Here is a 26,334-nt window from a genome sequence, read left to right on the forward strand (position 1 = left end):
TTAGTTCCAACATTTAAATACATAATCAACAAGTGGATGATTCAAGATCAGTAATCAACCAAAGCGCTTGTTCATTTGACGTACTACACACATCGATTGTGGCAGTAAAATCCGAGCATACTTTAGGTCTAGAGGGATCGCCGAACAGTTTACAAAGGTTGTCATCATTTAACTGAATACAACGTTCACCAGCAGGTTTACCATCTGGCATTCCTGGAATTGGGCTTGTAATAGAAGGTGCGATGCAGCAAGCACCACAACCAAGACGGCAGTCCATAAAAGTACCTAAGTGTTAAAGCAGCAATATATCTTACTAATGGCTTATATAGAATCATCTTTTCTATAAAACGCACTCAAAATACATCTTTAAGTAAAAAATGAGAGTTACGTAGAAATTATAACCTGATATTCAATGCATTGTGATGGCGCTATATGGCGTGAACTATCAATGATATTTCTGTTAGTTAAGCTATATGCGAAAAAAGTGGCACGACACAATAGCCCGTTATTAAGCTAACAAGAACAAACGATGACAGCGTTCAATTAAAGCTTAATAGAATTTAAGTTTAACGCAGCCCGTAAATTTCGACTCAAAACGAAAAAAGCCTCTACATTACTGTAGAGGCTTTCGTCTTTATGTTGGCGGAGCGGACGGGACTCGAACCCGCGACCCCCGGCGTGACAGGCCGGTATTCTAACCAACTGAACTACCGCTCCTTTAGCAAAATGCTTACGCGTAATGCTAAATGCTTTTTAAGTCGCTAACTTGTCAATGTTAGTAGACTCGCTTTATCGTGATAAAGCTACTCTTTCGAGTAAATTAGGCGCTTGGCAATGACCTACTTTCACATGGGGAGACCCCACACTATCATCGGCGCGATTGCGTTTCACTACTGAGTTCGGGATGGGATCAGGTGGTACCACAATGCTATTGTCACCAAGCAAATTCGGGTGTTAATCGCTTATCGCAATTAACTAAATTCGGAAAGCTGTTTGAGTTTTCTACTTTACTAAGCGCTTTATATTCTTCACTAAGTCTTACCTTCAACAGTAAGTAATAAATCTAGTTACCATCAACTCAGATAAAAACTCATCTGGGTTGTATGGTTAAGCCTCACGAGTCATTAGTACAGGTTAGCTCAACGCCTCACAACGCTTACACACCCTGCCTATCAACGTCCTAGTCTCGAACGGCTCTTTAGAGGAATTAAATTCCTAGGGATGACTCATCTTAGGACTCGCTTCCCGCTTAGATGCTTTCAGCGGTTATCGATTCCGAACGTAGCTACCGGGCAATGCTATTGGCATAACAACCCGAACACCAGCGGTTCGTCCACTCCGGTCCTCTCGTACTAGGAGCAGCTTCCTTCAATCATCCAACGCCCACGGCAGATAGGGACCGAACTGTCTCACGACGTTCTGAACCCAGCTCGCGTACCACTTTAAATGGCGAACAGCCATACCCTTGGGACCGACTTCAGCCCCAGGATGTGATGAGCCGACATCGAGGTGCCAAACACCGCCGTCGATATGAACTCTTGGGCGGTATCAGCCTGTTATCCCCGGAGTACCTTTTATCCGTTGAGCGATGGCCCTTCCATACAGAACCACCGGATCACTATGACCTACTTTCGTACCTGCTCGACGTGTATGTCTCGCAGTTAAGCTGGCTTATGCCATTGCACTAACCGTACGATGTCCGACCGTACTTAGCCAACCTTCGTGCTCCTCCGTTACTCTTTGGGAGGAGACCGCCCCAGTCAAACTACCCACCAGGCACTGTCCCGAACCCCGATTAGGGGCCGCGGTTAGAACATCAAAACTACAAGGGTGGTATTTCAAGATTGACTCCACTCCATCTAGCGATTGAGCTTCAAAGTCTCCCACCTATCCTACACATGTAGGTTCAATGTTCAGTGCCAAGCTATAGTAAAGGTTCACGGGGTCTTTCCGTCTAGCCGCGGGTATACGGCATCTTCACCGCAATTTCAACTTCACTGAGTCTCGGCTGGAGACAGCGTGGCCATCATTACGCCATTCGTGCAGGTCGGAACTTACCCGACAAGGAATTTCGCTACCTTAGGACCGTTATAGTTACGGCCGCCGTTTACTTGGGCTTCGATCATGAGCTTCTCCGAAGATAACCCAATCAATTAACCTTCAAGCACCGGGCAGGCGTCATACCGTATACGTCATCTTGCGATTTTGCACAGTACTGTGTTTTTGATAAACAGTTGCAGCCACCTGGTATCTGCGACTCCCAACAGCTTAGAGAGCAAGTCTCATCACCGTCAGGAGCGTACCTTCTCCCGAAGTTACGGTACCATTTTGCCTAGTTCCTTCAGCCGAGTTCTCTCAAGCGCCTTGGTATTCTCTACCCGACCACCTGTGTCGGTTTGGGGTACGATTCCTACTAACCTGAAGCTTAGAAGATTTTCCTGGAAGCATGGCATCAACTACTTCATCACCTTAGTGACTCGTCATCAGCTCTCAGCCTAATGTTCACCCGGATTTGCCTAAGTGAACAGCCTACAACCTTAAACGCGGACAACCAACGCCGCGCTAGCCTAGCCTTCTCCGTCTCTCCATCGCAGTTAGCAAAAGTACAGGAATATTGACCTGTTTCCCATCGACTACGCCTTTCAGCCTCGCCTTAGGGGTCGACTCACCCTGCCCCGATTAACGTTGGACAGGAACCCTTGGTCTTTCGGCGTGGGGGTTTTTCACCCCCATTATCGTTACTCATGTCAGCATTCGCACTTCTGATACGTCCAGTGTGGGTTACCCCTTCACCCTCAACCGCTTACAGAACGCTCCTCTACCGCTTGCTCCTAAGAGCAAACCCATAGCTTCGGTGTATTGCTTAGCCCCGTTAAATCTTCCGCGCAGGCCGACTCGACTAGTGAGCTATTACGCTTTCTTTAAATGATGGCTGCTTCTAAGCCAACATCCTAGCTGTCTAAGCCTTCCCACATCGTTTCCCACTTAGCAATAACTTTGGGACCTTAGCTGATGGTCTGGGTTGTTTCCCTTTTGACGACGGACGTTAGCACCCGCCGTCTGTCTCCCGAGTAGTACTCACTGGTATTCGGAGTTTGCAAAGGGTTGGTAAGTCGGGATGACCCCCTAGCCTTAACAGTGCTCTACCCCCAGTGGTATTCGCTCGAGGCGCTACCTAAATAGCTTTCGAGGAGAACCAGATATCTCCGAGTTTGATTGGCCTTTCACCCCCAGCCACAAGTCATCCGCTAATTTTTCAACATTAGTCGGTTCGGTCCTCCAGTTGATGTTACTCAACCTTCAACCTGCCCATGGCTAGATCACTCGGTTTCGGGTCTACACCTTGCAACTAAACGCGCAGTTAACACTCGGTTTCCCTACGGCTCCGCTATTCGCTTAACCTCGCTACAAAACGTAAGTCGCTGACCCATTATACAAAAGGTACGCAGTCACGGTCTCAAGAACCGCTCCCACTGCTTGTACGTATACGGTTTCAGGTTCTATTTCACTCCCCTCACAGGGGTTCTTTTCGCCTTTCCCTCACGGTACTGGTTCACTATCGGTCAGTCAGGAGTATTTAGCCTTGGAGGATGGTCCCCCCATATTCAAACAGGATGTCACGTGTCCCGCCTTACTCGATTTCATCTATGGTTAGTTTTCGTGTACGGGGCTATCACCCTGTGCCGCTGTGCTTTCCAACACATTCCACTAACACCCCATAGACTTAAGGGCTAATCCCCGTTCGCTCGCCGCTACTAGGGGAATCTCGGTTGATTTCTTTTCCTTCGGGTACTTAGATGTTTCAGTTCCCCGAGTTCGCCTCATACAGCTATGTATTCACTGTATGATGACCACTTATGTGGCCGGGTTTCCCCATTCGGACATCGTTAGCTCAAATGCTTGTTACTAGCTCGCCAACGCTTTTCGCAAGTTACTACGTCCTTCATCGCCTCTGACTGCCAAGGCATCCACCGTATACGCTTAGTCACTTAACCATACAACCCAAATAAGTTTCAAAGAAACTTAAGTTGTACCGTAACTAGCTGGTTTATTACATAATTTGCATGTGAATTAACACTACACAAATTCGCCTTAGTTTTAGAATATTCAAGACACTTAATAAAGTGTTTTGAGAACTCAATGTATTACTAAAAAGGGATTAACTTCTCAGTAATACGATTTGTAATTAATACAACGACAGACATCATCGTATTAAATACTATCAGCTTTCCAAATTGTTAAAGAACAATGCTAACCGGCTGGCGGCGCATTTCGCTCAACTCCGTTAAGGAGTAACAAGCAATCTGTGTGAACACTCAACAAACATCAAGTTAGTCGTATAGGTAAGGAGGTGATCCAGCCCCAGGTTCCCCTAGGGCTACCTTGTTACGACTTCACCCCAGTCATGAACCACACCGTGGTAAACGTCCTCCCGAAGGTTAGACTATCTACTTCTGGTGCAGCCCACTCCCATGGTGTGACGGGCGGTGTGTACAAGGCCCGGGAACGTATTCACCGTAGCATTCTGATCTACGATTACTAGCGATTCCGACTTCATGGAGTCGAGTTGCAGACTCCAATCCGGACTACGACGAGCTTTATGAGATTAGCTAGACCTTGCGGCTTTGCAACCCTCTGTACTCGCCATTGTAGCACGTGTGTAGCCCTACTCGTAAGGGCCATGATGACTTGACGTCGTCCCCACCTTCCTCCGGTTTATCACCGGCAGTCTCCCTAGAGTTCCCGCCATTACGCGCTGGCAAATAAGGACAGGGGTTGCGCTCGTTGCGGGACTTAACCCAACATTTCACAACACGAGCTGACGACAGCCATGCAGCACCTGTCTCAGAGTTCCCGAAGGCACCAATCCATCTCTGGAAAGTTCTCTGGATGTCAAGAGTAGGTAAGGTTCTTCGCGTTGCATCGAATTAAACCACATGCTCCACCGCTTGTGCGGGCCCCCGTCAATTCATTTGAGTTTTAACCTTGCGGCCGTACTCCCCAGGCGGTCTACTTAATGCGTTAGCTTGGGAGCCCAGTGCTCAAGGCACCAAACTCCGAGTAGACATCGTTTACGGCGTGGACTACCAGGGTATCTAATCCTGTTTGCTCCCCACGCTTTCGTACATGAGCGTCAGTCTTTGTCCAGGGGGCCGCCTTCGCCACCGGTATTCCTTCAGATCTCTACGCATTTCACCGCTACACCTGAAATTCTACCCCCCTCTACAAGACTCTAGTTCACCAGTTCCAAATGCAATTCCCAGGTTGAGCCCGGGGATTTCACATCTGGCTTAATGAACCGCCTGCGTACGCTTTACGCCCAGTAATTCCGATTAACGCTTGGACCCCTCGTATTACCGCGGCTGCTGGCACGAAGTTAGCCGGTCCTTCTTCTGTAGGTAACGTCACAGCAACAACGTATTAAGCTGCTACCTTTCCTCCCTACTGAAAGTGCTTTACAACCCGAAGGCCTTCTTCACACACGCGGCATGGCTGCATCAGGGTTTCCCCCATTGTGCAATATTCCCCACTGCTGCCTCCCGTAGGAGTCTGGGCCGTGTCTCAGTCCCAGTGTGGCTGATCATCCTCTCAGAACAGCTAGGGATCGTCGCCTTGGTAAGCCATTACCTTACCAACTAGCTAATCCCACCTAGGTTCATCCAATCGCGAAAGGCCCGAAGGTCCCCTCCTTTCCCCCGTAGGGCGTATGCGGTATTAGCAGTCGTTTCCAACTGTTATCCCCCTCGACTGGGCAGATCCCTAGGCATTACTCACCCGTCCGCCGCTCGTCAGCAAAGAAAGCAAGCTTTCTTTCTGTTACCGCTCGACTTGCATGTGTTAGGCCTGCCGCCAGCGTTCAATCTGAGCCATGATCAAACTCTTCAATTAAAGTTTTTTGAAACATTCGAAAATGCTTCGGCTCAATGAATTCTGATTACATTATGCAGACTCGGAAGAATCTACATCCTGTTTGTTACATATTGCTATGAACACTCATCGTTACATTGATAATAATTTTGATTGCTGCATTCTTTACGAGAAAGAGTGAGCAATTTCGATTAACTCAACACCTGTGAGTGTCCACACAGATTTACTTGTTTGATTGTTAAAGAGCGTTGACCGTGTTGGTCAGGGATGCGTATTCTACACTTCCCGTTGTCAGCGTCAAGTGTTTTTTCAAACTTCTTTTCGCCGTTGATTTAAGGTGGTTAAAACCGCTTCAAATCAAGCAGACTCAGTGTTGGCTAGTGCCTGTTGCCGTGTCAGTGGATGCGCATTATAGGGAGATTATGAAACCGTGCAAGGGCTAAATTGAATTAATTTAATAAAACAGGGTTAACAGCTGAGATTTTGAACGAAACGCATAAAAAAGGGGCTAAACAGCCCCTTTTACCTATAATACCTAGGTTTAATCACCAAAGAATCTTGACTCTTGTTTGATAGAAACAGGCTTTCCATCGATATTTGCAATCACAATTAGATTAATTTTTGTCACTGTTCGCTCTAAAGCACCTGGATCAACCGCAATACTGACAGGAAGCGTTAATACTTCTCCAGCTTGTATAGAAACGTCTGTCGGACCGGTCCACTGATAGTTATCTAAACCTGTCATCGAAAGTTGATACTCTTGGGCTTGTTCAGTTTTGTTGAGCAGCTTCAATGTATATGTATTTTCTACAAGCCCGTCATTAGTAATACGATATAAAGCATTTCTATCTCTAATGACATCCATACGCACTGGCGCAATAGTCGCGCTGGCATATACAAAGACGAGTATCATGACTGTTAGCGCTACGCCATAGCCAACAAGTTTTGGCCTAACAATTGTCTCTTTAATATTCTCAAGTTTATTTTCGGTGGTGTAACTTATTAGGCCTTTGTCATAGCCCATTCTTTCCATAGTCGTATCACAGGCATCAATACAAGCACCGCAATTAATGCACTCATATTGCAAGCCATTACGAATATCGATTCCGGTTGGGCACACTTGCACACATAAATCACAATCTATGCAGTCGCCCAATCCCATTTCTACAGGGTTTGCTTTACGAGATCTTGGCCCTCGAGTTTCACCACGCTTTGCATCATAACCAACTATATATGTATTCTTATCAAACATAGCAGCCTGAAAGCGAGCATAAGGACACATATGAATGCACATAATCTCGCGCATCCAACCAGCATTACCATAGGTTGCTAAAGTAAAGAATACGACCCAGAAGTAGATACTTAGATCCGCGTTTAGGGTGAAAACATCAATGTAGACTTCACGACTCGGCACAAAGTAAGACACAAAGGTCATTGCAGTTAATAGTGAAACAAGTACCCAAGAAGTATGCTTCGCCGTTTTTCGCCAAAGTTTATTAAAGCTCCATGGCATTTGATCCAACTTGATACGCTTATTTCTGGCACCTTCGAATTTTTCTTCAAACCAAATGAAGATGAACGTCCAAACCGTTTGTGGGCAAGTATAGCCGCACCATACCCTGCCTAGATAAGTGGTCACAAAAAAGAGGCCGAATGCAGCGATAGTAAATAGTGCTGCTAGCAAAGTCAGATCTTGAGGCCAAATAGTCAAACTAAAGATATGGAATTTCTGTTCACCTAGATTAAACCAAACGGCTTGACGGTCTCCCCATGGTAACCATGGCAATATCAGAAAGAATGACATGGTTGCCCAACCAATACGTCTTCTTACTGTTGTCCAAAGTCCGGTTACAGCACGCACATAAATACTGTTACTTGGATTGAAACGATCTGCTTTATTAGCATCTGGCTGATGGATTTTAATCCGCTTTTGTTTGGAAAAATCTTTAGATGTCGATTCTTTTGTCATCTCGATGCCTTACTACTTAAAAAGGGGCAAACTCTATTGTGATTGCAGAAAAAGTTAATATTTTAAATAATAATCTACTGAAACTGCTACACACTCGTTTACAGAGTGTTAATTGAGTATATTATACTCGTATTATTCATGGTTATTCACTTTAATTGGACTAAATGATGAGAGGTTGGATCCTAATCGCACTGATTGCCGGTGTAATTTACTACTTTGCTACCGAAACCGATAAACTCGATGAGCCGATAGCTGAAATACAATCAGTTATGGACAGTGCAGATGATAAAATATCTTCAATGACAGGCACAAAAATCATTAGAAAAAGTGACAAGGTCATTAAAATACCTTCAGGTGTAATAGAAAGATTGTCAGGTAAAGAGGTTAACGCGTTTAAAGACATTTTCACTGACAATGAATCGGTTGCCAATTTTAAATCAGAATATTGTGGTTTTGGATCAAAACATCCTATTTTTGGTAAAGATAACCTTCAATTAATCTGTGACAAGATTTAATTCGAGCTTTACGACATCTGTAATTGACCTGAGATTTAAATCAGCCTAGCCTTTGGATAATCGTTTGAAAAAGGCTAGTAAACATGACTCAACAGGTTTCAGATATTTTTGACCCTTCTCTTTGGGACACAGTTAGTGGTTTCGACTTTGAAGATATCACTTATCACCGAGCAAAAGATCAAGGCACTGTTCGTATTGCGATAAACCGCCCTGATTGCCTCAATTCTTTCCGACCTAAAACAGTTGATGAGCTTTATACTGCGTTAGATCATGTTCGCCAATGGTCAGACGTTGGCTGTGTGCTCATTACCGGTAATGGTCCATCAGCAAAAGGCCAACACTCTTTCTGTGCCGGAGGAGATCAACGCATCCGCGGTAAAGACGGCTATAAGTATGAAGGGGCAGAAGAAGGTAAACCTGATGTCGCTCGTATGGGTCGCCTTCATATATTAGAAGTGCAACGCTTGATTCGTTTTATGCCGAAAGTGGTTATTGCTGTAGTCCCTGGTTGGGCTGTTGGCGGAGGTCATAGCTTACATGTTGTTTGCGATTTAACCCTTGCTTCGAAAGAGCACGCCGTTTTCAAACAAACCGATCCTGATGTCGGCAGTTTCGACTCTGGATATGGAAGTGCTTACTTAGCCAAAATGATTGGTCAAAAACGTGCTCGTGAAATTTTCTTCCTTGGGTTTAATTACTCAGCCGATGAAGCATTCGATATGGGCATGGTTAACCGCTCAATTCCTCACGCAGAGTTAGAAACAGAAGCTTTAGCTTGGGCAAAAGAAATTAACAGCAAATCGCCAACTGCCATGCGTATGCTTAAATATGGCTTTAACCTGCCAGATGACGGTTTAGTCGGTCAGCAACTATTCGCAGGAGAAGCGACTCGCCTTGCTTACGGGACTGATGAAGCACAAGAAGGTCGTGATGCCTTTTTAGAAAAACGCGACCAAGATTTTTCTAAATTCCCTTGGCACTACTAAAACAAGCTTAATTAACTTTAAGTTACTTGTTTCGCCAATAATTGAAAAAGGCGTGGCTTACTTCATCGTAAGCCACGCCTTTTGACTATAAATGCTTACCCTCAATCAAACCTGACTTAGTTTATGATGTCTTTTACAAACGGTTTTAATTGCAGCTCACGATCAAATAACAATGGGTAATCTGTTCGGCCTGTCATTGGCCAATCGTTTCTCCAAGTTTGACCATCATCGACCCCCCAAAATGTCACACGATCGATTTTTTGTTGGTGCTTTATAAATAAATCAATGATTTGCTTATAACGCTGCGCAAGTTGTTGCTCAACATCTGAAGGAAGTCCGTCAGCATAAGGATTAAACTGTTGCTGCAATGCCATATCTAAGCTGATATCTGCGCCTTGATTGTCTTCATCTGGAAAGGGTAATACTGATACATCAACCTCTGTAAACATAACGGTGACGCCTGTATCAGCAAATGCATTAATTGAGTTTTCAACTTCATTCAAATCAGGATAATCCAATGCATAATGCCCTTGAATCCCAACACCATCAATGCGAATACCTTTTGATTGAAGTTGCTTAACTAACTTAACCACCGCTTTACGTTTTGCAGGCTTAAATAAATTGTAGTCATTGTAATAAAGCGCAATATCAGCATCTGCTTGATGTGCATATTCAAACGCTTTTTCAATATAGTCAGGGCCGATGATAGCTAACCACTTTGAATCGCGAAGTGTACCGTCCTCATTAAACGCCTCATTAACAACATCCCATGCTTGCACCTTGCCTTTATATTGCCCTAACACGGTATTGATATGTAACTGTAGTCTTTCAAGTAAAGAGTCACGCTCAAGTAAATTACCCTTCTCGTCTTCAAATACCCAATCTGGCGTCTGCTGATGCCATAACAATGTATGTCCTACCATATACATGTCATGTTTCTGACCAAAACTCACCAATTTATCAGGCGTACTAAAGTTATATTGCTGAGGGCTTGGGTGAATTTCTTCCCATTTCATGACATTTTCAGCAGTTAAACTATTAAACTGCTGAGCAACCAAATCTAATACACCTGGTTTCTTATCTAAGATTTGCGCTTCACTTAATGCTGCACCGATTTTAAATTGTTCAGCAAAGTGATCTTTTAATTGTAACTCTGTCTTATCATCAGCGGCTTGCAGAGTTACAGGCAAAAGTAGGCAAGCAAGTAATGGTACAAACCTCTTCAAACCAGCGCAGCTTATTAGCGAATTATCAGGTACAAACATATCAATCCCTTTATGTTAATAGTAATAATGAAGTCGCATTTCGATAATCTAAGAAGTGAGGACACGATTCGCTTCATAGGGTAAAACGGACAAAATCTAACAAAACACAACTTATTGTTAAAATGACTATTACATATAATATTCCTAAAACCAAGATTCATTTCAAGTGATTTTTTGTAAACAACAGAATTCGTTGCGCCCAAAGTGCGCTTAATTTACTCTTATTGATTAAAATTTATTTTTCTTTTTATCGTGATTTCATTAGATTAAGCTAAATAACCTTTATATCTGACCGATATAGCCAACGTTTTACATATGCTAGGTACTATGATGACAGTAAAGCCGATTTTAAATGCCAATGAGTTAGCCCAAGAAGAAGCTTTGCCAGATAACACCATCACGAATGTGTCGGTGGATAATCTTATTTTCTCTATGCATGAAGGTAAGCTGAAAATTCTATTAGTGAAATACAATAGAGGATTAGCGGCAAACAAGTGGGGTCTTATTGGTCATTGGGTAATGATGGATGAAAACCTTGAAGATGCAGCATCGAGGGTTGTGAAACAAACAACAGGTGTCGATAACTTATATTTGGATCAGCTAGGCGCATTTGGTCAAGTCGATCGATACCCTACCCGTCGTATCATTACGGTTGCCTTTTATTCTTTAGTACGTTTTGATGAAACACGTTTAGCCATGGGCAATAACGCCTATGAAATTGAATGGTTTGATGTCTATAACTTACCGCAGCTCGTTTTCGATCACGCAGAAATTATTAAAAGCTCACTAAGTAATCTTAAATATAAAGTCCACCACGAACCAATTGGCTTTAATTTATTACCAGAGAAATTTACCCTGCTGCAGTTACAAGAGATTTACGAATCAATTCTTAACAGTAAGCTCGATAAGCCTAACTTTAGACGCAAGATATTAAAAATGAATCTATTGATCAATTGCAACGAAAAACAAAAGAACGTAGCTCATCGTGCTGCCGCATTATTTTGTTTTGATAAAGTGGTTTACGAACAGCTTAAACAGTATGGATTTAACTTCGAATTTTAATTCAATCCGCTAATGAAACGTTATTAAGTCGCCTAAGATACGCTTAAGCGACTTTTTTATTGTTCTCAATCAGATAGATATACACGACCCGACGAGATACTCCAGTTTAATCGAATAAACCTTTTGACTTAATTTGTAAAAAACACTTTAAATAGTAATGATAACTGTTATCATTTGAGTGGTTAAAAACAAACTTACTCGAGGTTCACATGAAAAAAACCATGACTTTCGCTATTTTGCATTTCAGTGTTGCATTCACCATTACATATTTACTAACTGGAAGTATTGTCATTGGTGGTGCTGTGGCATTAATAGAACCTGCCGTAAATACAATTGTTTTTTATTTCCATGACAAAGTTTGGAATAAAATAGAGGCAAACAGCTTAGCTAACGCTATCAGCTAGTGCCTCATATTAAGAAAACTACTTTGCAGGTTTGTCTTTTTCAAGTCCTAGCTTATTTGCCAATGGCGCTATCGCTCCACCTTGAATAAAGATAGAAAATAAGACAAAGAAAAACACCATATGCACAATATCAATTGCGCCTGGAACACCAGCTGCAGCAGGTATTAACGCAAACACAATAGGTGTTGCCCCCTTTAGGCCTATCATAGAAATGAATAGTCGCTTTTTCCAACTGGCTTTTACAAAAGGTAAATAGCACAGTTGAACAGCAAGCGGCCTTGCAACAAATATGAGTAATAAAGCTGGAAGTATAGATATCCAGAATACGGTCATCAGCGTCTGTGGGAATATTTGTAGACCTAACACAATAAACATTAGTGCCTGAGCCAACCAAGATAAACTGTTAAAAAAGTGCAAGTTAACTTGCTGCCCTCTTTTAATGCCGTTCCCAATAACGACACCCGCAATGTAAGAAGCCAATAATATATTGCCCCCCAATAAATCAGCACCGTAAGTCGCAATAATAAAGCTGGCTAATACAAACACTGGTATCAAGCCATACTCTGACAAACTAATCTTATTTAGCAGTGTTACAGCAAGCTTACCAATTAAAAATCCGACGATAATTGCAACAGCGATTTGAGTAAACAAGCTCAAACTTAAAGAAGATATAGTAACCGATTGTGTTGAAGACAGTGCCATCTCGGTTAATACAATAACCATGAGCATAGCTACTGGGTCATTGGTTGCTGACTCAAACTCCAAGACGGTGTCGGTTTCTTCTTTTAACTTTAACTTTTTCGACTCTAAAATCGAAAATACAGCCGCCGCATCCGTTGAAGACACAACAGCGGCAAATAGTAGGCAAATTACAAAATTGAAGTCGAGCAGCAAATATAAAATACAAGCGAAGATGAGAGTGGTAAATATCACCCCAAAGGATGCCAAAACGCCCCCTTCTTTATACGCTATCTTAATTTTATCCGTCGAGGTATTAAGGCCACCAACAAAAACAATCACATTTAGCGCTAAGCCACCAATCCATGCAGTTTTGTCCAAATTGTCATAAACAAAATTAAACTCACCATTACCAAGTGAAAGACCCACTCCCATAAAGATGAATAGCGACGGGATCCCTAAGGTACGAGAAGGATGATGCAATAAAATGCCAATAACGATCAGAATAGACATTCCAATCATAATCATTTCTGTGGTCATAACGTCCCTTTTTATTTTGATAAGAAAATGAACTAAGAAGGCCACCAAAATCAAACTTAAGTTATAAAGACATCGCAGCTTATAACTTAATTATTGGCAGTGCTTGAGTGTAATAAAAGTTTAATAAAAATTTTTACGCTAAATAATTTGGCGGCAATATAACATCAATCCTCAAATCCACCTTAACCTAAGCTTAATCCAAGATTAACACTAAAAGCATTTTGCGCTTATTCAGTCAAATTGAACACCATTACACTTCAATAATACTTGGCTTTGACCCCTTCAATAGCAATTTAAGGTATTCAGCGTTTTTTTTGCTGAATTATAGTTAATAAACACATCCGCCACACATAAATATAACATAAAAAAACATAACCTTAGGTAACTTTAGATAATCCAATTTCAACAAAGAACACTGTAACTTAACTGTCATATTGATCTGTCTTAATGCACTCGCTTCAAATTACAGCGAGAAAGAAGCACCCTAACTTTCAATATCCAAGATGGGTATTAAGTACAAATTTAAGTACAAATAATAAGTGGAATTTGTGATGAAAAAAGTGATTGGTTTATTAACTGCTGTTGGCTTAATGACGGCACCTCTTGTTCAAGCTGGTACAGTGACAGTATCTGGTTCAACATCTGTTGCACACGTTATGGAAGTGCTAGCAGAGAACTATCAAAACACTGCTAAAAAGAATGTTGAAGTACAAAGCACTGGCTCTTCTGCTGGTATTCGTGCAGCGAAAGACGGCACCAGCATGATTGGTATGTCTTCTCGTAACATTAAAGAAAATGAGTTAAACGATACAACAAAAGAAATCGTTATTGCTCGTGACGGTATTGCTGCTGCAGTAAACAAAGCAAACCCAGTTCAAGACTTAACTCAAGAACAAATTTCAAAAATCTACCGCGGCGAAATCAAAAACTGGAGCGAAGTAGGTGGCGAAGCTCGTCCAATCGTTGTAGTAACTCGTGAAAACGGTTCTGGTACTCGTGGCGCTTTCGAAGAAATCATGGACTTACAACGTACTGTTAATGGCCACAAGGTAACGGCTATTACACCTACAGCTCAAGTAGGTAATGGTAACGGTATGATCAAAACAATCGTTGCGAATAACCCATACGCCATCGGTTATATCTCTCTTGGTTCAGTTGATGATTCTTTAGTTGCTCTAAGTGTAGGTGGCGTTGAAGCTACTGACACAAACATTGCAGCTGGCGAATACCAAATTGCTCGTCCATTCATCGTTTTAGTGAATGACCAGCCACACCCGAATGCACAAAGCTTCATCGACTTTATCATGTCAAATGACGGTCAAAGCATTGTTGCTGAAGAAGGTTACATCCGCGTTCAGTAATAACTGACCACGGTATATTAAGAGGAGCTTATGCTCCTCTTTTGTAGTTTCTATCAAATATTAAAAATGATTAATCATCAGTACGACCTCGAGGCATATGATGAATACAGCAACTAAAGTCCAATCACAAGGACTGCAACTTGCACAAAAAAAAGCCATGGACATCAAAGAAATTTTCTTTCATGGCCTTTTCCTATGTTGCGCTATGGTTGGCGTACTATCGGTTTCCACCATCGGATGGTTTGTATTTAACGAAGGTTTACCTGCATTTAAAGAAGCAGGTGTTACTGAGTTTGTAACAGGTAAAGAATGGCTGCCACCAGCACTTTATGGCATTTTACCTATGATTGTTGCCTCAATGATATCAACAGCTGGTGCTGTAATCATTGGTGTCCCTATTGCTATTTTAACCGCTGTATTTTTGGCAGAAATTGCCCCTAAATGGTTAGCAGATTTAGTTAGACCAGCAGTTGAGTTACTAGCTGGCATTCCTTCTGTTGTATACGGATTTTTTGGATTGGTGATTATTGTCCCAGCCATTGAAACGATTTTTAATATTCCTGCTGGTAACACCATTTTGGCGGGAATCATTGTGTTGGCAATTATGATTTTGCCAACCGTCATTACTATTTCAGAAACATCTATTAGAGCCTTACCTTCAGTGTATAAGGAAGGTGCGCTAGCCTTGGGCGCATCGCATATATACAGTATTTTTAAAGTACTGATCCCTGCCGCTAAAAGCGGCATCTTTACAGGCGTTGCACTGGGCGTTGCTCGTGCAATTGGTGAAACCATGGCCATCATTATGGTTATGGGTAACGCACCGGCTATGCCAGGTTCGTTATTGGAGCCTGCACGTACACTTACCGCTAACATCGCAATGGAAATGTCTTACGCAACAGGCATCCATTCAAGTGCACTGTATGCAACAGGTATTGTCTTATTGGTATTTATCGTTTTGCTTAACGGTTCATTGTTATACCTAAATCGCAAGAGAGCGTATTAATCATGTTTAAGTTTACTCAATCAAACTCATTAGTATCGAGACAGAATCAAGATAAATTGCTTCATGGCGCTATTTGGGCTGCTGCCGGTATCACTATCTTATTTTTGTTATGGGTGGTTTGGCACATTCTCTCAAATGGATTAAGCCATGTTAGTTGGGAGTTTATTACTGGTGCCTATACCCGCATTGGCGAAGCTTCTGGTATTTGGGCGATGATTGTCTCAACGGTGTACATGGTATTGCTTTCACTCGCTTTCGCCGCACCAATTGGGATTATGACTGCGATATACCTTACTGAATATGCAAAACCTGGCAGTAAATTTGTACAGGTTATCCGTTTTTGTACTGAATCATTAGCTGGTATTCCATCAATTGTTTACGGCTTATTTGGTATGACATTCTTTGTCACGACCTTAGGCTTAGGCTTTTCAATCTTGTCGGGTGCATTAACGCTAGCTATGTTGATTTTACCCGTCATCATTCGTACTACGGAAGAAGCCTTAATGGCTGTCCCAATGAGCTACCGTGAAGGTGGTTATGCATTAGGCAGTAGTAAAATTTACACTATTTGGCGCTTAATATTACCAAGCGCTTTACCAGGTATTGTTACATCGGTCATTTTAAGTACTGGCCGCGTTATTGGAGAGTCAGCACCTGTATTTTTAACCGCTGGTATGGTGACTCAAATTCCTGACTCTGTATTAGATTCAGGCCGAACATTGACTGTTCATTTATATAAGTTAACCCAAGAGTTATTTACTCAGCACGAATGGGATCAAGCTTATGCCACTGCAACCATCTTAATTGTATTGGTATTAGCACTAAATTTAGCAACCAAAGTCATTGCTACCCGATTAAATAAATCTTCTTAGCATTAAACAAACGAATAGGAATAACACGTAAAACATCGTGTTAATTAAAGGCCAGATCATGAACAAACTTGAAGTAAGCAACTTAGACCTATTTTACGGCGAAAACCATGCGTTAAAAGATATCTCAATTAACATCCCATCACGCCAAGTGACGGCTTTAATTGGGCCATCAGGTTGCGGAAAGTCAACACTGCTACGCACGCTAAACCGAATGAATGACTTGGTTGCAGGAGTCAAAATTACAGGCACTGTGGCATTCGAAGGTGAAGATATTTATGCCGACGTTGATGTAAAAAACCTAAGAATGCGAGTAGGTATGGTGTTTCAAAAGCCAAACCCTTTCCCGATGAGTATTTATGAAAACATCGCTTTTGGCCTTAAAGCCCAAGGCGTTAAAGATAAAGCTGTATTAGATAAAGTTGTTGAAGACTCATTACGTGGCGCAGCTTTATGGGAAGAAGTTAAAGACAGACTAAATACACCTGCTTTTGGTTTATCAGGTGGTCAACAGCAACGTTTGTGTATTGCCCGCGCGATTGCGATGGAGCCTGAAGTTATCTTAATGGATGAGCCAACCAGTGCACTTGATCCAATCGCAACCCATAAGATTGAAGAGCTAATGGATGAATTACGTAAAAAGTTCACCATTGTTATCGTGACTCACTCAATGAACCAAGCAAAGCGCATCTCGGATAGAACAGCTTTCTTCTGGATGGGTGAATTAGTAGAGCAAGGTGAAACGCACCAAGTATTTAATAACCCACAAGACTCACGCACTCAGGGTTATGTTAGTGGTGAGTTTGGTTAATACGATTGTGTTAATCTGTCACTAAATAGTTAGAAATAAAAAAGCCTTCAATATGATATTGAAGGCTTTTTTATTTAATCAAACAAATAGTTTCATCAACCAAAAACTAAAACGTCAATGACATGCTAACTGGCTTTTAACCTTGATATAAAGACACGCCAATTTTTAAGGCTGATAGTTCAAGGACACTTAAAGTGAAATACATATTCATCATCATTATGTTGCAAGTTTCTGCTTTGACCACAGCAGAGGAACTTATTGACGAATCTCATCACGTTATCAGTTTAGGTGGTGGCTTAGGAGTATCTCGCTGGGCTGAAGTACATGGTTTTGATGAAGAGAGATTAAACTTAAAACATCATTATGATGTCGCTTACCGTTATCAATTCACTCCTTGTTGGGGAGGCGAAATCGGTTACATGTATCAAAAAATAACTGGCACTCTTATTTTAAACCCGTTAACCAGTGCATACATAGATAAAGTATCTAGCTTTCGTCTTGCGGCTGTATACTCGCAGCCATTATCACAACGATCTTCTTTCTTATTTAAACTAGGTATTGCCCAATATAATGTCATTGCAAATTTTAGATATGATGATGAGCATGTGGTTACTGATAATGAAGGTGTTGGAGCATTAACATCCTTAGGTTGGCAATATAATTTTGCACCAAATTACGAGTTTTCTTTGGTTTATACCTATCAGAAGTTTGATACGAATACTTTAACCGCAAATTTTGGTTATCGGTTCTAGTCACTATCAACTCTACTGCGTTTGATTTACCATTTAATCCTTAACCATATTAGGAGTTATTTTGGCTAAACCAAACGCTAAAGGACCAACCCGCACTGTCGATATTTTTTGTGTTAAATGTAAAACCCAGCTATTTAAATACCGCAAGGGCGGAAAAGGTGCATTAGTTAAATGCTTCAAAGAACGTATTGTAGATGACTACACTAAAACCCCTTGTGTGTGTCCACAGTGTGAAACACCTTTTGCTCGAGATACCTTGGTTCGCTGCACGCCTGCTTTTAAAATAATTGGCGGCAAAGTGACGATGAAATAGACAGTATAGAAATAGTGAAGTGACTTAAGTGATACCACACTAAACTCTGGATATTCACTCTGTTTAGTCTCCAGTAACGACTTAAACAGCTTTTATTCCCTCTTTAATAGATAAAAAAGACTAAAAACAATCAAGCTCTAGAGTTCAGTAACAATATGGATACCGATATTTGGCTAACCTTTCTAAAAATGAATTCAACTCTTATAGAAAATTTAGTTTTACTTGAGGTAACCAAATGAAAAAATTACTCTCTGCAGCTATTGCTAACTGTTTACTCATTGGCTCGGCGTATGCAAATCAACAACTTTCAACAGAAGATGCAATTGGTATGGCAGGCTTAATGATATGCGATGTATTTTATAGTGACATTGATACTAAAGAGTCTGCACAACAGGCTGCCATCATCAAAAAATTGGTAACAGAACAATATAAAACGGGTATAGAACACATGATGATGACGCAACAGACCAGCGATGAATTAGATCTTTATATTGCTCAATTTAAAGCATCAGATGAGCCCAAGAAAGTACAATTATGTCAGGATGCAATTAATTACACGCAAGACAGTACTGTCGCAAGTTTAGGAATGAGGTAATCACTTTATCACCTAAGTATTTACCTAAGTATTTACCTAAGTATTTACCTAAGTATTCACATATTATCGCGCAACCTAATCATGATGAACTTTCATCCCATGACTTGCTAGGGAGTGTCTAATTCCACTACACTTTTATGATTGAACTAGTGGAGTTTAACGTTGAATATACCCGATATTGGCTTTAACCATCAGCAATCAGATGAGGAAGAACTTGAGATAATTGATCTTGCATCATTATATCAAAGAGCCAATATCGACCACGACCCACGGCTTCCTCATAAAGTGAACTTCTTTATGCTCATTTATATTGAGCAAGGCGAAGGCGTTCACATGATTGATTTCAATGATTACCCTTTCTGTGCAGGCTCTGTCTTACTGGTTCAGCGAGAACAGGTTCATGCATTTGATTTTTCTACTAATCCGCAAGGTAAAGTGCTTATTTTCACACAGGCATTTTTAGATCAAGTCCATGCCAATATGCGCTTACCTAAATACACCCCAACACACCTTAACCAACAGCACTCACCACTATTAAAACTTGATAAACAAACTTACCAGCGAACCCGTTTATTGCTTGAGCAAATCACTATTGAGTTTAATCATCAACAAACTGATCCTCTCATCGTTATGTATCTGTTCTCAGCGCTGGCATTGATATTACATCGATTAAGGCCTGCTGCGAAACATGACAACATGTCATTAGAGCAAAATGTAAAACTTGCACGCTTTTTTGAGTTAATGCAGCAACACTTCCGGAAAACTCGAGATGCAAGCTGGTATGCCAACCAAGTTAATACCACTTATAAAACCTTAAATCACATTTGTAAGTTGGCAACAGGATTAACCGCTAAACAAATGATTGATGCTTTTACTGTTATAGAGATAAAACGACATATAGTCATCAGTAAAAAGCCTTCTCAGCAAGTTGCTTATGATTTTGGTTTTGACGATGCCAGCAATTTTGTTAAGTACTTTAAAAATCAAACTAATATCACACCAAGTCAGTTTTTAAAGCAGGTTGGATAATAATAAACATCCTGCTTTAGGTTCGATATTCACCATTTTTACACTCAAATACACTCTGCCAAGTGACTCCAGCGATCGCTAATATTGTTCTCAAGCAAATTGAGGACAACACAATGACAACACCTATTCTTGTTAAACATTCACTTTTAGCGGCCAGCCTTTTTAGCCTTATCGCATGCACATCAAATCAGGAAGTAATCACTATGACAGACTCAAGCGCACAAACATTATCTAATAAGCAAAAAGCTGTAGCGGTTATATCAAGTATCGAAACGGGCGAGCAAACAGCGATTGGTTACATCAATCCAGAAAAGTATATCCAACATAACTTAGCTGTTGCCGACGGATTAGCAGGGTTCGGGGCTGTACTGCAGCAACTCCCAAAAGGAAGTGCAAAAGCCAAAGTTAAACGTGCATTTCAAGATGGTGATTACACCTTCACTCACACAGAATATAACTTTTTTGGTCCCAAAGTAGGTTTTGATGTATTTCGCTTTGAAGAAGGTAAAATTGTTGAGCACTGGGATAACCTGCAAGCAATCGCCCCCGCTAATCCAAGTGGTAGAACGCAGCTCGACGGTGCGACTGAAGTAACCGATTTAGATAAAACTGATTCGAATAAAGCGATTGTTGCTGATTTTGTCGCAACCATATTAATGAAAGGTGATATGAGCAAGATTAATCAATTTATTGATAATGATGACAATGCTTATATTCAACACAACCCAGCAATTGCAGACGGCCTTAGTGGCTTAGGTAAAGCGTTAGGTGAACTTGCTGCTGCGAATATGCCTATGGTGGTCAGTAAAAACCATAAAATACTCGGAGAAGGTAACTTTGTATTATCGATTAGTGAAGGAACCTTTATGAATCAACACGTTGCTTTTTACGATTTATTTCGCTTAGATAACGGTAAAATCGTTGAACATTGGGACACCATTGAAACCATTCCCGCTCAAACAGAGTGGCAAAACAATAACGGTAAATTCGGCTTTTAATATTCAGCTTAATCACAGATAAAACAACAATGCCGAACTTATTTCGTGACAGAAGTAAGTTCGGCATACTTATGTTCAAGCTTATGTTCAAGCTTATGTTCAAGCTTATGTTCAAGCAGAATGAACTCGGTTAATCGATATGACTAACTGCCTCTAAAGTCAGTTTAATCATTTCATTTAACGTTTGTTGACGTTCTTCCGCTGTTAAGTGAAGACCTTGTCTAATATGATCGGTCACTGTCATCATAGCAAGTGCTCGAGCGCCATATTCTGTTGCGACGCCATAAAGACCTGCTGCTTCCATTTCAACACCTAAAATGCCGTATTTTTCCATCAAGTCATATCGGCTTTCATCTTCACAATAGAATAAATCCGAAGAATATAGATTACCTACGTGATAACTCGCACCTTGTTTTTCTGCAGCATCAGTTGCTAAGCGCAGTAAACCAAAATCAGCAATCATGGCAAAGTCAGTATTAGCAAAGCGAGTGCGGTTAACGGTAGAGTCGGTACTCGCGCCCATTGCCATTACCACGTCCATTAATTTAATTTTGTCACTGACGGCACCACAAGAGCCGATACGAATAATATTTTCAACGCCATATTCAGTAATGAGCTCTTTAGCGTAGATAGAAATCGATGGGATGCCCATACCGGAGCCCATAACAGAGATAGTTTTACCATTATATTCGCCTGTGTAACCCAGCATATTACGTACATCTGTCACAAGTCTTGGGTTATCTAAAAAGTTTTCTGCAATGTATTTTGCACGTAACGGATCGCCAGGCATTAATACTGTTTTAGCGAAAGCGCCCTCTGGGGCATTAATGTGTGGGGTCATGCTCTTACTCCGATGTTGCCAACTAAGACCTTAGCTGGCATAAAAATATTAGTGTTCTAGTTGGCTAAACTAAATAATAAGCCTGCAATGGTTCCGCTCATTAAGTTAGCTAATGCTGCAGCAATCAATGCTTTCATACCAATTTCACTTAAATCATGGCGGCGCTCAGGGCACAGAGCGGCCAGTCCACCAATCACCATGGCTAATGAGCCAAGGTTAGCGAAACCACATAAAGCAAAACTGATGATAATTTGAGTTTTAGGTGACAAATCTTCAGCGACTTTTAAGAAATCAATATAAGCAACAAACTCATTGATCACCATTTTCTGGCCAATAAACGAAGCAGCTTGAGTCGCCTCACTCCACGGCACTCCCATTAACCAAGCTAATGGTGCTAAAAAATAACCTAAGATTGCTTGCATGGTGATATCACCATGACCAAACCAACCACCAACACCACCAATTAAGCCATTAACCATGGCTATTAAGCCAACAAAGGCAATTAGCAGAGCTGATACCGCAAGCACTTGTTGCATCCCCATAGCTGCGCCGCTTGCTGCTGCATCCAATACATTGGTAGGCTTGTCTTCTTGCTCATCCATGACTTGCTTAATATCATTGCGTGGCGTTTCTGTTTCAGGCCACATTAACTTAGCAAAGAGTAATCCAGCTGGAGCCGTCATAAAGGCTGCGGTGAGAACGTATTTAATGTCCACGCCCATTTGTATGTAACCAATCATAGTGCCACCAGCAACAGAAGCTAAGCCACCTGTCATCACAGCAAACAACTCTGAACGGGTCATATGTTTAACAAACGGTCTCACCATTGATGGCGCTTCAATAGGGCCGACAAAAATATTGGCGGTTGCTGATAATGATTCAGCACGGCTAGTGCCTAATAATTTAGAAAGTCCACCACCAATAACGCCGATAATCAGTTGCATAATGCCGAGGTAATACAGCACAGCAATCAAGGCACTAATAAACACCACAACAAACAGAACGTTAATAACAAAGATAAAACCAACACTGAATTTAGCTAAATCACCAAATACAAACGCTAAACCTTCATTACCATAGTTGATCGCATGCATTACTGCGCTAGATGCGCCACCCAACATGCTTTGCCCCATAGGTAAATACATGACAAATGCACCAAATGCGATTTGAAATGCAAGTGCACCGATTACCGTTCTTGGTTTAATTGCACTGCGTTTTTCTGACAATAAAATAGCTAAACCAATCAAGGCACACATGCCTAGTAAACTGATGAAAACTTCCATACATTTTTGACTCGTGAAACGATTTGATACATGCAGTTTATCGAGCAAATAAACGGACTCAAGCCTTGTTTGTTGTCAGAAATAACTATTTTAGTAAAAGATAAGAAAGTGGAGAAAATGCCGAAATAGCACCTAAAAAACCAAAACAAATACAGCATTTAATAAATATAAAAAACACATAAAAATCATAAAACAAACATTTCCAAACCAATCCATAAGATGTGTAAACATTCACTTTTCATCCTGTAGAGAAGCCATATTCAATAAAACAAAATTTCGCTCTATTGATTGTGTTATTGGCATATCAATTCTGAAATTAAACTACTTAAAACTGAGTAAAAATAGCGCATTTTGGCGCTTAATAAATACAAATAAAAAACCTCCACGTAAGTAAGACTTACGTGGAGGTTTAAAGACTGCACTAATCACAGTTATGATGCGCGAGTTTTACTTTAACTGTGCACGAGTGTTTTGCTAACACGCCAAATATTATTCTACCGTGACTGATTTCGCTAAGTTACGTGGCTGATCCACATCAGTACCTTTAATTAATGCCACATGATATGACAATAACTGTAATGGAATGGTGTAGATAAGCGGCGCCATAAACTCATCGCAATGTGGAACCGGAATCACCTTCATGGTGTCATCAGATTCGAACTCTGCATCTTTATCAGCAAAGACGTACATTAAGCCACCACGGGCACGGACTTCTTCAACATTTGATTTAAGCTTTTCAAGCAATTCATTATTTGGCGCGACAACAATAACCGGCATATCGGCATCAATCAGTGCTAATGGGCCGTGCTTTAACTCACCCGATGCATAAGCTTCAGCATGAATGTAAGAAATCTCTTTTAGCTTAAGCGCACCTTCCATCGCGATTGGATATTGATCGCCACGACCTAAGAATAAAGCATGGTGCTTGTCAGCAAAGTCTTCTGCAAGTTCAGCAATCGCATCATCTAAACTTAACGCTTGCTCTACTTTAGCAGGCATAGATTGTAAGCTCTGAGTGATCTCAGCTTCCATCTCTTCGGTCATACCGTTATGGCGACCAATTGCAGTGGTTAGCATTAATAAACCAGCAAGTTGTACTGTAAAGGCTTTCGTCGATGCCACACCAATTTCAACACCAGCTTTCATCATATAAGCCATATCAGACTCACGAACTAATGAAGAACCTGGCGCATTACAAATAGTTAAGGTCGCTTTGTAGCCCATCTCTTTTGCTAAACGCATCGCCGCTAAGGTATCTGCAGTCTCACCAGACTGAGAGATAGTCACTAACAGGCTGTTAGGGAACATATGTGATTTGCGGTAACGGAACTCAGACGCAATTTCAACATTACACGATACGCCAGCCCAGTCTTCTAACCAATAACGGGCTGCCATACCAGCATGATAACTGGTACCACATGCTATGATTTGCACATGCTTTATGTCTTTTAAAAATTCTGCCGCATTCTCACCAAATGCTGAATCTAACACTTTACCAGCAGCAATTCGGCCTTCAAGAGTATGGGCAATTGCTGTTGGTTGTTCATAAATTTCTTTAAGCATGTAATGACGATACTCGCCTTTATCGCCAGCATCATGAGTCACTTCAGATTCTTTTACCTCACGCTCAACCGGATTACCATCAACATCAAAAATACTGACTTCACGACGAGTAATTTCAGCGACATCACCTTCTTCTAAAAAAGCAAATGAACGTGTTACAGGTAATAGGGCTAACTGATCAGAAGCAACAAAGTTTTCGCCTAGACCATAACCGACAACCAATGGGCTACCACTGCGAGCAACAACCATACGCTCGCTATCACGACGATCTACAACGACTGTTCCGTATGCGCCTTCAAGCTGTTTAACTGTGGCCTGTACTGCAGCCAGTAACGTGTCATGGCTTTTTAATTCATGGTGAACTAAATGACAAATCACTTCTGTGTCAGTATCTGATGCGAAGGTATAACCTAGGCCTTTAAGCATTTCGCGGAGTTTATTATGGTTTTCAATAATGCCATTATGAACAACGGCTATATCACCTTCAGATAAGTGTGGGTGAGCATTGCGTTCACTTGGTTCACCGTGAGTAGCCCAGCGAGTATGAGCAATACCCGTTCCACCTGCTAACGGAGAAGTTGCTAGTGCATCATCTAGTTCTTGTACCTTACCTACTCGACGAGTCCGTCCTAATTCACCTTGATTGATGATGGCAACACCAGCGGAATCATAACCTCGATACTCAAGACGCTTTAAACCTTCTACTAAAATTTCTGCCACATCCCTTTGCGCTACTGCACCTACAATTCCACACATAATTTAATACCTAATTTATAAAACTGATTTATTTGTTTTTATATGGCGCTAATAAGACTTTAACGCCATATTGAGTAATTTTGTTGACCATATCCGCAGGTAATCTGTCATCAGTCACTAAAACACTGATGTTTTCCCAGGCAAGCTCGAGGTTGGGAATTCTGCGACCAAACTTATCTGATTCAAGCATCACAATAACTTCACGTGATACTTCAGCCATCACTTTACTGAGACCAGTTAATTCATTAAACGTAGTCGTTCCACGCTCAAGGTCAATACCATCAGCACCAATGAAGAGTTGATCAAAGTTATAAGAGCGCAGTACTTGTTCGGCAATTTGTCCTTGGAAAGACTCAGAATGCGGATCCCAAGTACCACCGGTCATCAATAAAGTCGGTTCATTTTCTAATTCATGAATAGCATTCGCTAATTGCAGGGAATTAGTCATGACTAATAAGCCCCGCAAATTATCAAGTTGCTGAATAAGACCTGATGTTGTACTGCCACTATCAATAATAATGCGATTATGATCTTTAATAAGTTGCGCAGCTTTTTTAGCAATAGACAACTTATTTGGAGCAATTTTGGAGCTAAACTGTTGAGTAACCTCATCAGGAACCGCAACAGCGCCACCATAACGACGCAGCAATAATCCTGCTTCTTCTAATGTCGCTAAGTCCTTTCGGATTGTGACTTCAGAAGTTTCAAACCGTAACGCCAACTCATCAACACTCACCTCACCTTGCTGAGATAAAATACTGATAATATTATGTCTGCGTTGTTGTGTATTACGTTTGTTCATAATAACCATAAGTTTCGATTCGAAAGATAATTATAAACAAACGAAACTTTTTAGACAATATTTCAAAC

At 41.2% G+C, this 26,334-nt stretch carries 21 protein-coding genes, 1 tRNA gene and 3 rRNA genes; 13 read left to right on the plus strand and 12 right to left on the minus strand.

Features of this window, described 5'->3' with window-relative positions:
• Nucleotides 1–25: 25 nt before the first annotated feature.
• The 6 genes from SJ2017_RS21095 to ccoG form a co-directional block, all read right to left on the minus strand.
• Nucleotides 26–277 (minus strand): YkgJ family cysteine cluster protein, encoded by a 252-nt coding sequence (locus SJ2017_RS21095; protein WP_055024073.1) that lies wholly within the window; start codon nucleotides 275–277, stop codon nucleotides 26–28.
• 363 nt (nucleotides 278–640) lie between these two features.
• Nucleotides 641–717: transfer RNA gene (locus SJ2017_RS21100), tRNA-Asp, on the minus strand.
• A 109-nt stretch (nucleotides 718–826) separates the two neighbouring features.
• Nucleotides 827–942 (minus strand): 5S ribosomal RNA (gene rrf, locus SJ2017_RS21105).
• Nucleotides 943–1,103: 161 nt separating this feature from the next.
• Nucleotides 1,104–3,995, minus strand: a 23S ribosomal RNA gene (locus SJ2017_RS21110).
• A gap of 349 nt (nucleotides 3,996–4,344) precedes the next feature.
• Nucleotides 4,345–5,889, minus strand: a 16S ribosomal RNA gene (locus SJ2017_RS21115).
• The 16S, 23S and 5S rRNA genes sit together here with 1 tRNA gene alongside, the layout of an rRNA operon.
• A gap of 520 nt (nucleotides 5,890–6,409) precedes the next feature.
• The gene (ccoG, locus tag SJ2017_RS21120; protein ID WP_080917279.1) at nucleotides 6,410–7,837 is read right to left on the minus strand and encodes a cytochrome c oxidase accessory protein CcoG; all 1,428 of its coding nucleotides are present in this window, start codon (nucleotides 7,835–7,837) and stop codon (nucleotides 6,410–6,412) included.
• 164 nt (nucleotides 7,838–8,001) lie between these two features.
• Between ccoG and SJ2017_RS21125 the strand changes: the two genes are divergently transcribed.
• Both SJ2017_RS21125 and SJ2017_RS21130 read left to right on the plus strand, forming a co-directional pair.
• Entirely contained in the window at nucleotides 8,002–8,352 is a 351-nt protein-coding gene (locus SJ2017_RS21125) for a hypothetical protein (protein ID WP_244899743.1), read from the plus strand.
• Between the two features lie 83 nt (nucleotides 8,353–8,435).
• Complete coding sequence (locus SJ2017_RS21130; protein ID WP_080917282.1) at nucleotides 8,436–9,338, plus strand: 1,4-dihydroxy-2-naphthoyl-CoA synthase; 903 nt, start codon at nucleotides 8,436–8,438, stop codon at nucleotides 9,336–9,338.
• A 116-nt stretch (nucleotides 9,339–9,454) separates the two neighbouring features.
• On the opposite strand, the gene SJ2017_RS21135 is transcribed toward SJ2017_RS21130, so the two are convergent.
• Nucleotides 9,455–10,603, minus strand: a complete 1,149-nt coding sequence (locus SJ2017_RS21135) for an endo-1,4-beta-xylanase (RefSeq protein WP_080917284.1) — start codon at nucleotides 10,601–10,603, stop codon at nucleotides 9,455–9,457.
• A gap of 330 nt (nucleotides 10,604–10,933) precedes the next feature.
• Here SJ2017_RS21135 and SJ2017_RS21140 point away from each other — a divergent pair, with 330 nt between their 5' ends.
• Nucleotides 10,934–11,665 carry an NUDIX hydrolase gene (locus tag SJ2017_RS21140; RefSeq protein WP_055025421.1) on the plus strand — a complete coding sequence of 244 codons (732 nt, stop codon included), beginning with the start codon at nucleotides 10,934–10,936 and terminating at the stop codon, nucleotides 11,663–11,665.
• A gap of 209 nt (nucleotides 11,666–11,874) precedes the next feature.
• On the plus strand, nucleotides 11,875–12,069 hold the full coding sequence (locus SJ2017_RS21145; protein WP_055025422.1) for a DUF2061 domain-containing protein: 195 nt from the start codon (nucleotides 11,875–11,877) through the stop codon (nucleotides 12,067–12,069).
• Nucleotides 12,070–12,087: 18 nt separating this feature from the next.
• Here SJ2017_RS21145 and SJ2017_RS21150 read toward each other — a convergent pair whose 3' ends face one another.
• Nucleotides 12,088–13,287 carry a potassium/proton antiporter gene (locus SJ2017_RS21150; protein WP_080917285.1) on the minus strand — a complete coding sequence of 400 codons (1,200 nt, stop codon included), beginning with the start codon at nucleotides 13,285–13,287 and terminating at the stop codon, nucleotides 12,088–12,090.
• A 551-nt stretch (nucleotides 13,288–13,838) separates the two neighbouring features.
• Here SJ2017_RS21150 and SJ2017_RS21155 point away from each other — a divergent pair.
• The 9 genes from SJ2017_RS21155 (at nucleotide 13,839) to SJ2017_RS21195 (ending at nucleotide 21,021) form a co-directional block, all read left to right on the plus strand.
• Nucleotides 13,839–14,648 carry a phosphate ABC transporter substrate-binding protein gene (locus SJ2017_RS21155; RefSeq protein WP_055025424.1) on the plus strand — a complete coding sequence of 270 codons (810 nt, stop codon included), beginning with the start codon at nucleotides 13,839–13,841 and terminating at the stop codon, nucleotides 14,646–14,648.
• Nucleotides 14,649–14,748: 100 nt separating this feature from the next.
• Nucleotides 14,749–15,654, plus strand: a complete 906-nt coding sequence (gene pstC, locus SJ2017_RS21160) for a phosphate ABC transporter permease subunit PstC (protein ID WP_080917287.1) — start codon at nucleotides 14,749–14,751, stop codon at nucleotides 15,652–15,654.
• 2 nt (nucleotides 15,655–15,656) lie between these two features.
• Nucleotides 15,657–16,526 carry a phosphate ABC transporter permease PstA gene (gene pstA / locus SJ2017_RS21165; RefSeq protein WP_080917288.1) on the plus strand — a complete coding sequence of 290 codons (870 nt, stop codon included), beginning with the start codon at nucleotides 15,657–15,659 and terminating at the stop codon, nucleotides 16,524–16,526.
• A gap of 58 nt (nucleotides 16,527–16,584) precedes the next feature.
• A complete protein-coding gene (gene pstB, locus SJ2017_RS21170; protein ID WP_055025427.1) occupies nucleotides 16,585–17,334 on the plus strand; it encodes a phosphate ABC transporter ATP-binding protein PstB in 750 nt (249 codons plus the stop codon).
• Nucleotides 17,335–17,528: 194 nt separating this feature from the next.
• Nucleotides 17,529–18,086 carry an outer membrane beta-barrel protein gene (locus SJ2017_RS21175; protein ID WP_156003402.1) on the plus strand — a complete coding sequence of 186 codons (558 nt, stop codon included), beginning with the start codon at nucleotides 17,529–17,531 and terminating at the stop codon, nucleotides 18,084–18,086.
• Nucleotides 18,087–18,147: 61 nt separating this feature from the next.
• The gene (locus SJ2017_RS21180) at nucleotides 18,148–18,399 is read left to right on the plus strand and encodes a hypothetical protein (protein ID WP_080917291.1); all 252 of its coding nucleotides are present in this window, start codon (nucleotides 18,148–18,150) and stop codon (nucleotides 18,397–18,399) included.
• Between the two features lie 235 nt (nucleotides 18,400–18,634).
• Entirely contained in the window at nucleotides 18,635–18,994 is a 360-nt protein-coding gene (locus SJ2017_RS21185) for a hypothetical protein (RefSeq protein WP_080917293.1), read from the plus strand.
• 162 nt (nucleotides 18,995–19,156) lie between these two features.
• Nucleotides 19,157–20,023, plus strand: coding sequence for an AraC family transcriptional regulator (locus SJ2017_RS21190; RefSeq protein WP_080917294.1), 867 nt, complete (start codon nucleotides 19,157–19,159; stop codon nucleotides 20,021–20,023).
• A 203-nt stretch (nucleotides 20,024–20,226) separates the two neighbouring features.
• Nucleotides 20,227–21,021 carry a nuclear transport factor 2 family protein gene (locus SJ2017_RS21195; protein ID WP_240433862.1) on the plus strand — a complete coding sequence of 265 codons (795 nt, stop codon included), beginning with the start codon at nucleotides 20,227–20,229 and terminating at the stop codon, nucleotides 21,019–21,021.
• 130 nt (nucleotides 21,022–21,151) lie between these two features.
• On the opposite strand, the gene deoD is transcribed toward SJ2017_RS21195, so the two are convergent.
• From deoD to SJ2017_RS21215, 4 genes are all read right to left on the minus strand, one after another.
• Entirely contained in the window at nucleotides 21,152–21,862 is a 711-nt protein-coding gene (gene deoD, locus SJ2017_RS21200) for a purine-nucleoside phosphorylase (RefSeq protein WP_055025445.1), read from the minus strand.
• A 56-nt stretch (nucleotides 21,863–21,918) separates the two neighbouring features.
• Nucleotides 21,919–23,145, minus strand: coding sequence for a NupC/NupG family nucleoside CNT transporter (locus SJ2017_RS21205; protein ID WP_080917297.1), 1,227 nt, complete (start codon nucleotides 23,143–23,145; stop codon nucleotides 21,919–21,921).
• Nucleotides 23,146–23,634: 489 nt separating this feature from the next.
• Nucleotides 23,635–25,464: a glutamine--fructose-6-phosphate transaminase (isomerizing) gene (gene glmS, locus SJ2017_RS21210; protein ID WP_080917299.1), complete on the minus strand. Its 1,830-nt coding sequence runs from the start codon at nucleotides 25,462–25,464 to the stop codon at nucleotides 23,635–23,637.
• Between the two features lie 28 nt (nucleotides 25,465–25,492).
• Nucleotides 25,493–26,266: a DeoR/GlpR family DNA-binding transcription regulator gene (locus tag SJ2017_RS21215; RefSeq protein WP_080917547.1), complete on the minus strand. Its 774-nt coding sequence runs from the start codon at nucleotides 26,264–26,266 to the stop codon at nucleotides 25,493–25,495.
• Between the last annotated feature and the right edge of the window lie 68 nt (nucleotides 26,267–26,334).

It is taken from the genome of Shewanella japonica (assembly GCF_002075795.1).
Lineage (GTDB): Bacteria > Pseudomonadota > Gammaproteobacteria > Enterobacterales > Shewanellaceae > Shewanella > Shewanella japonica.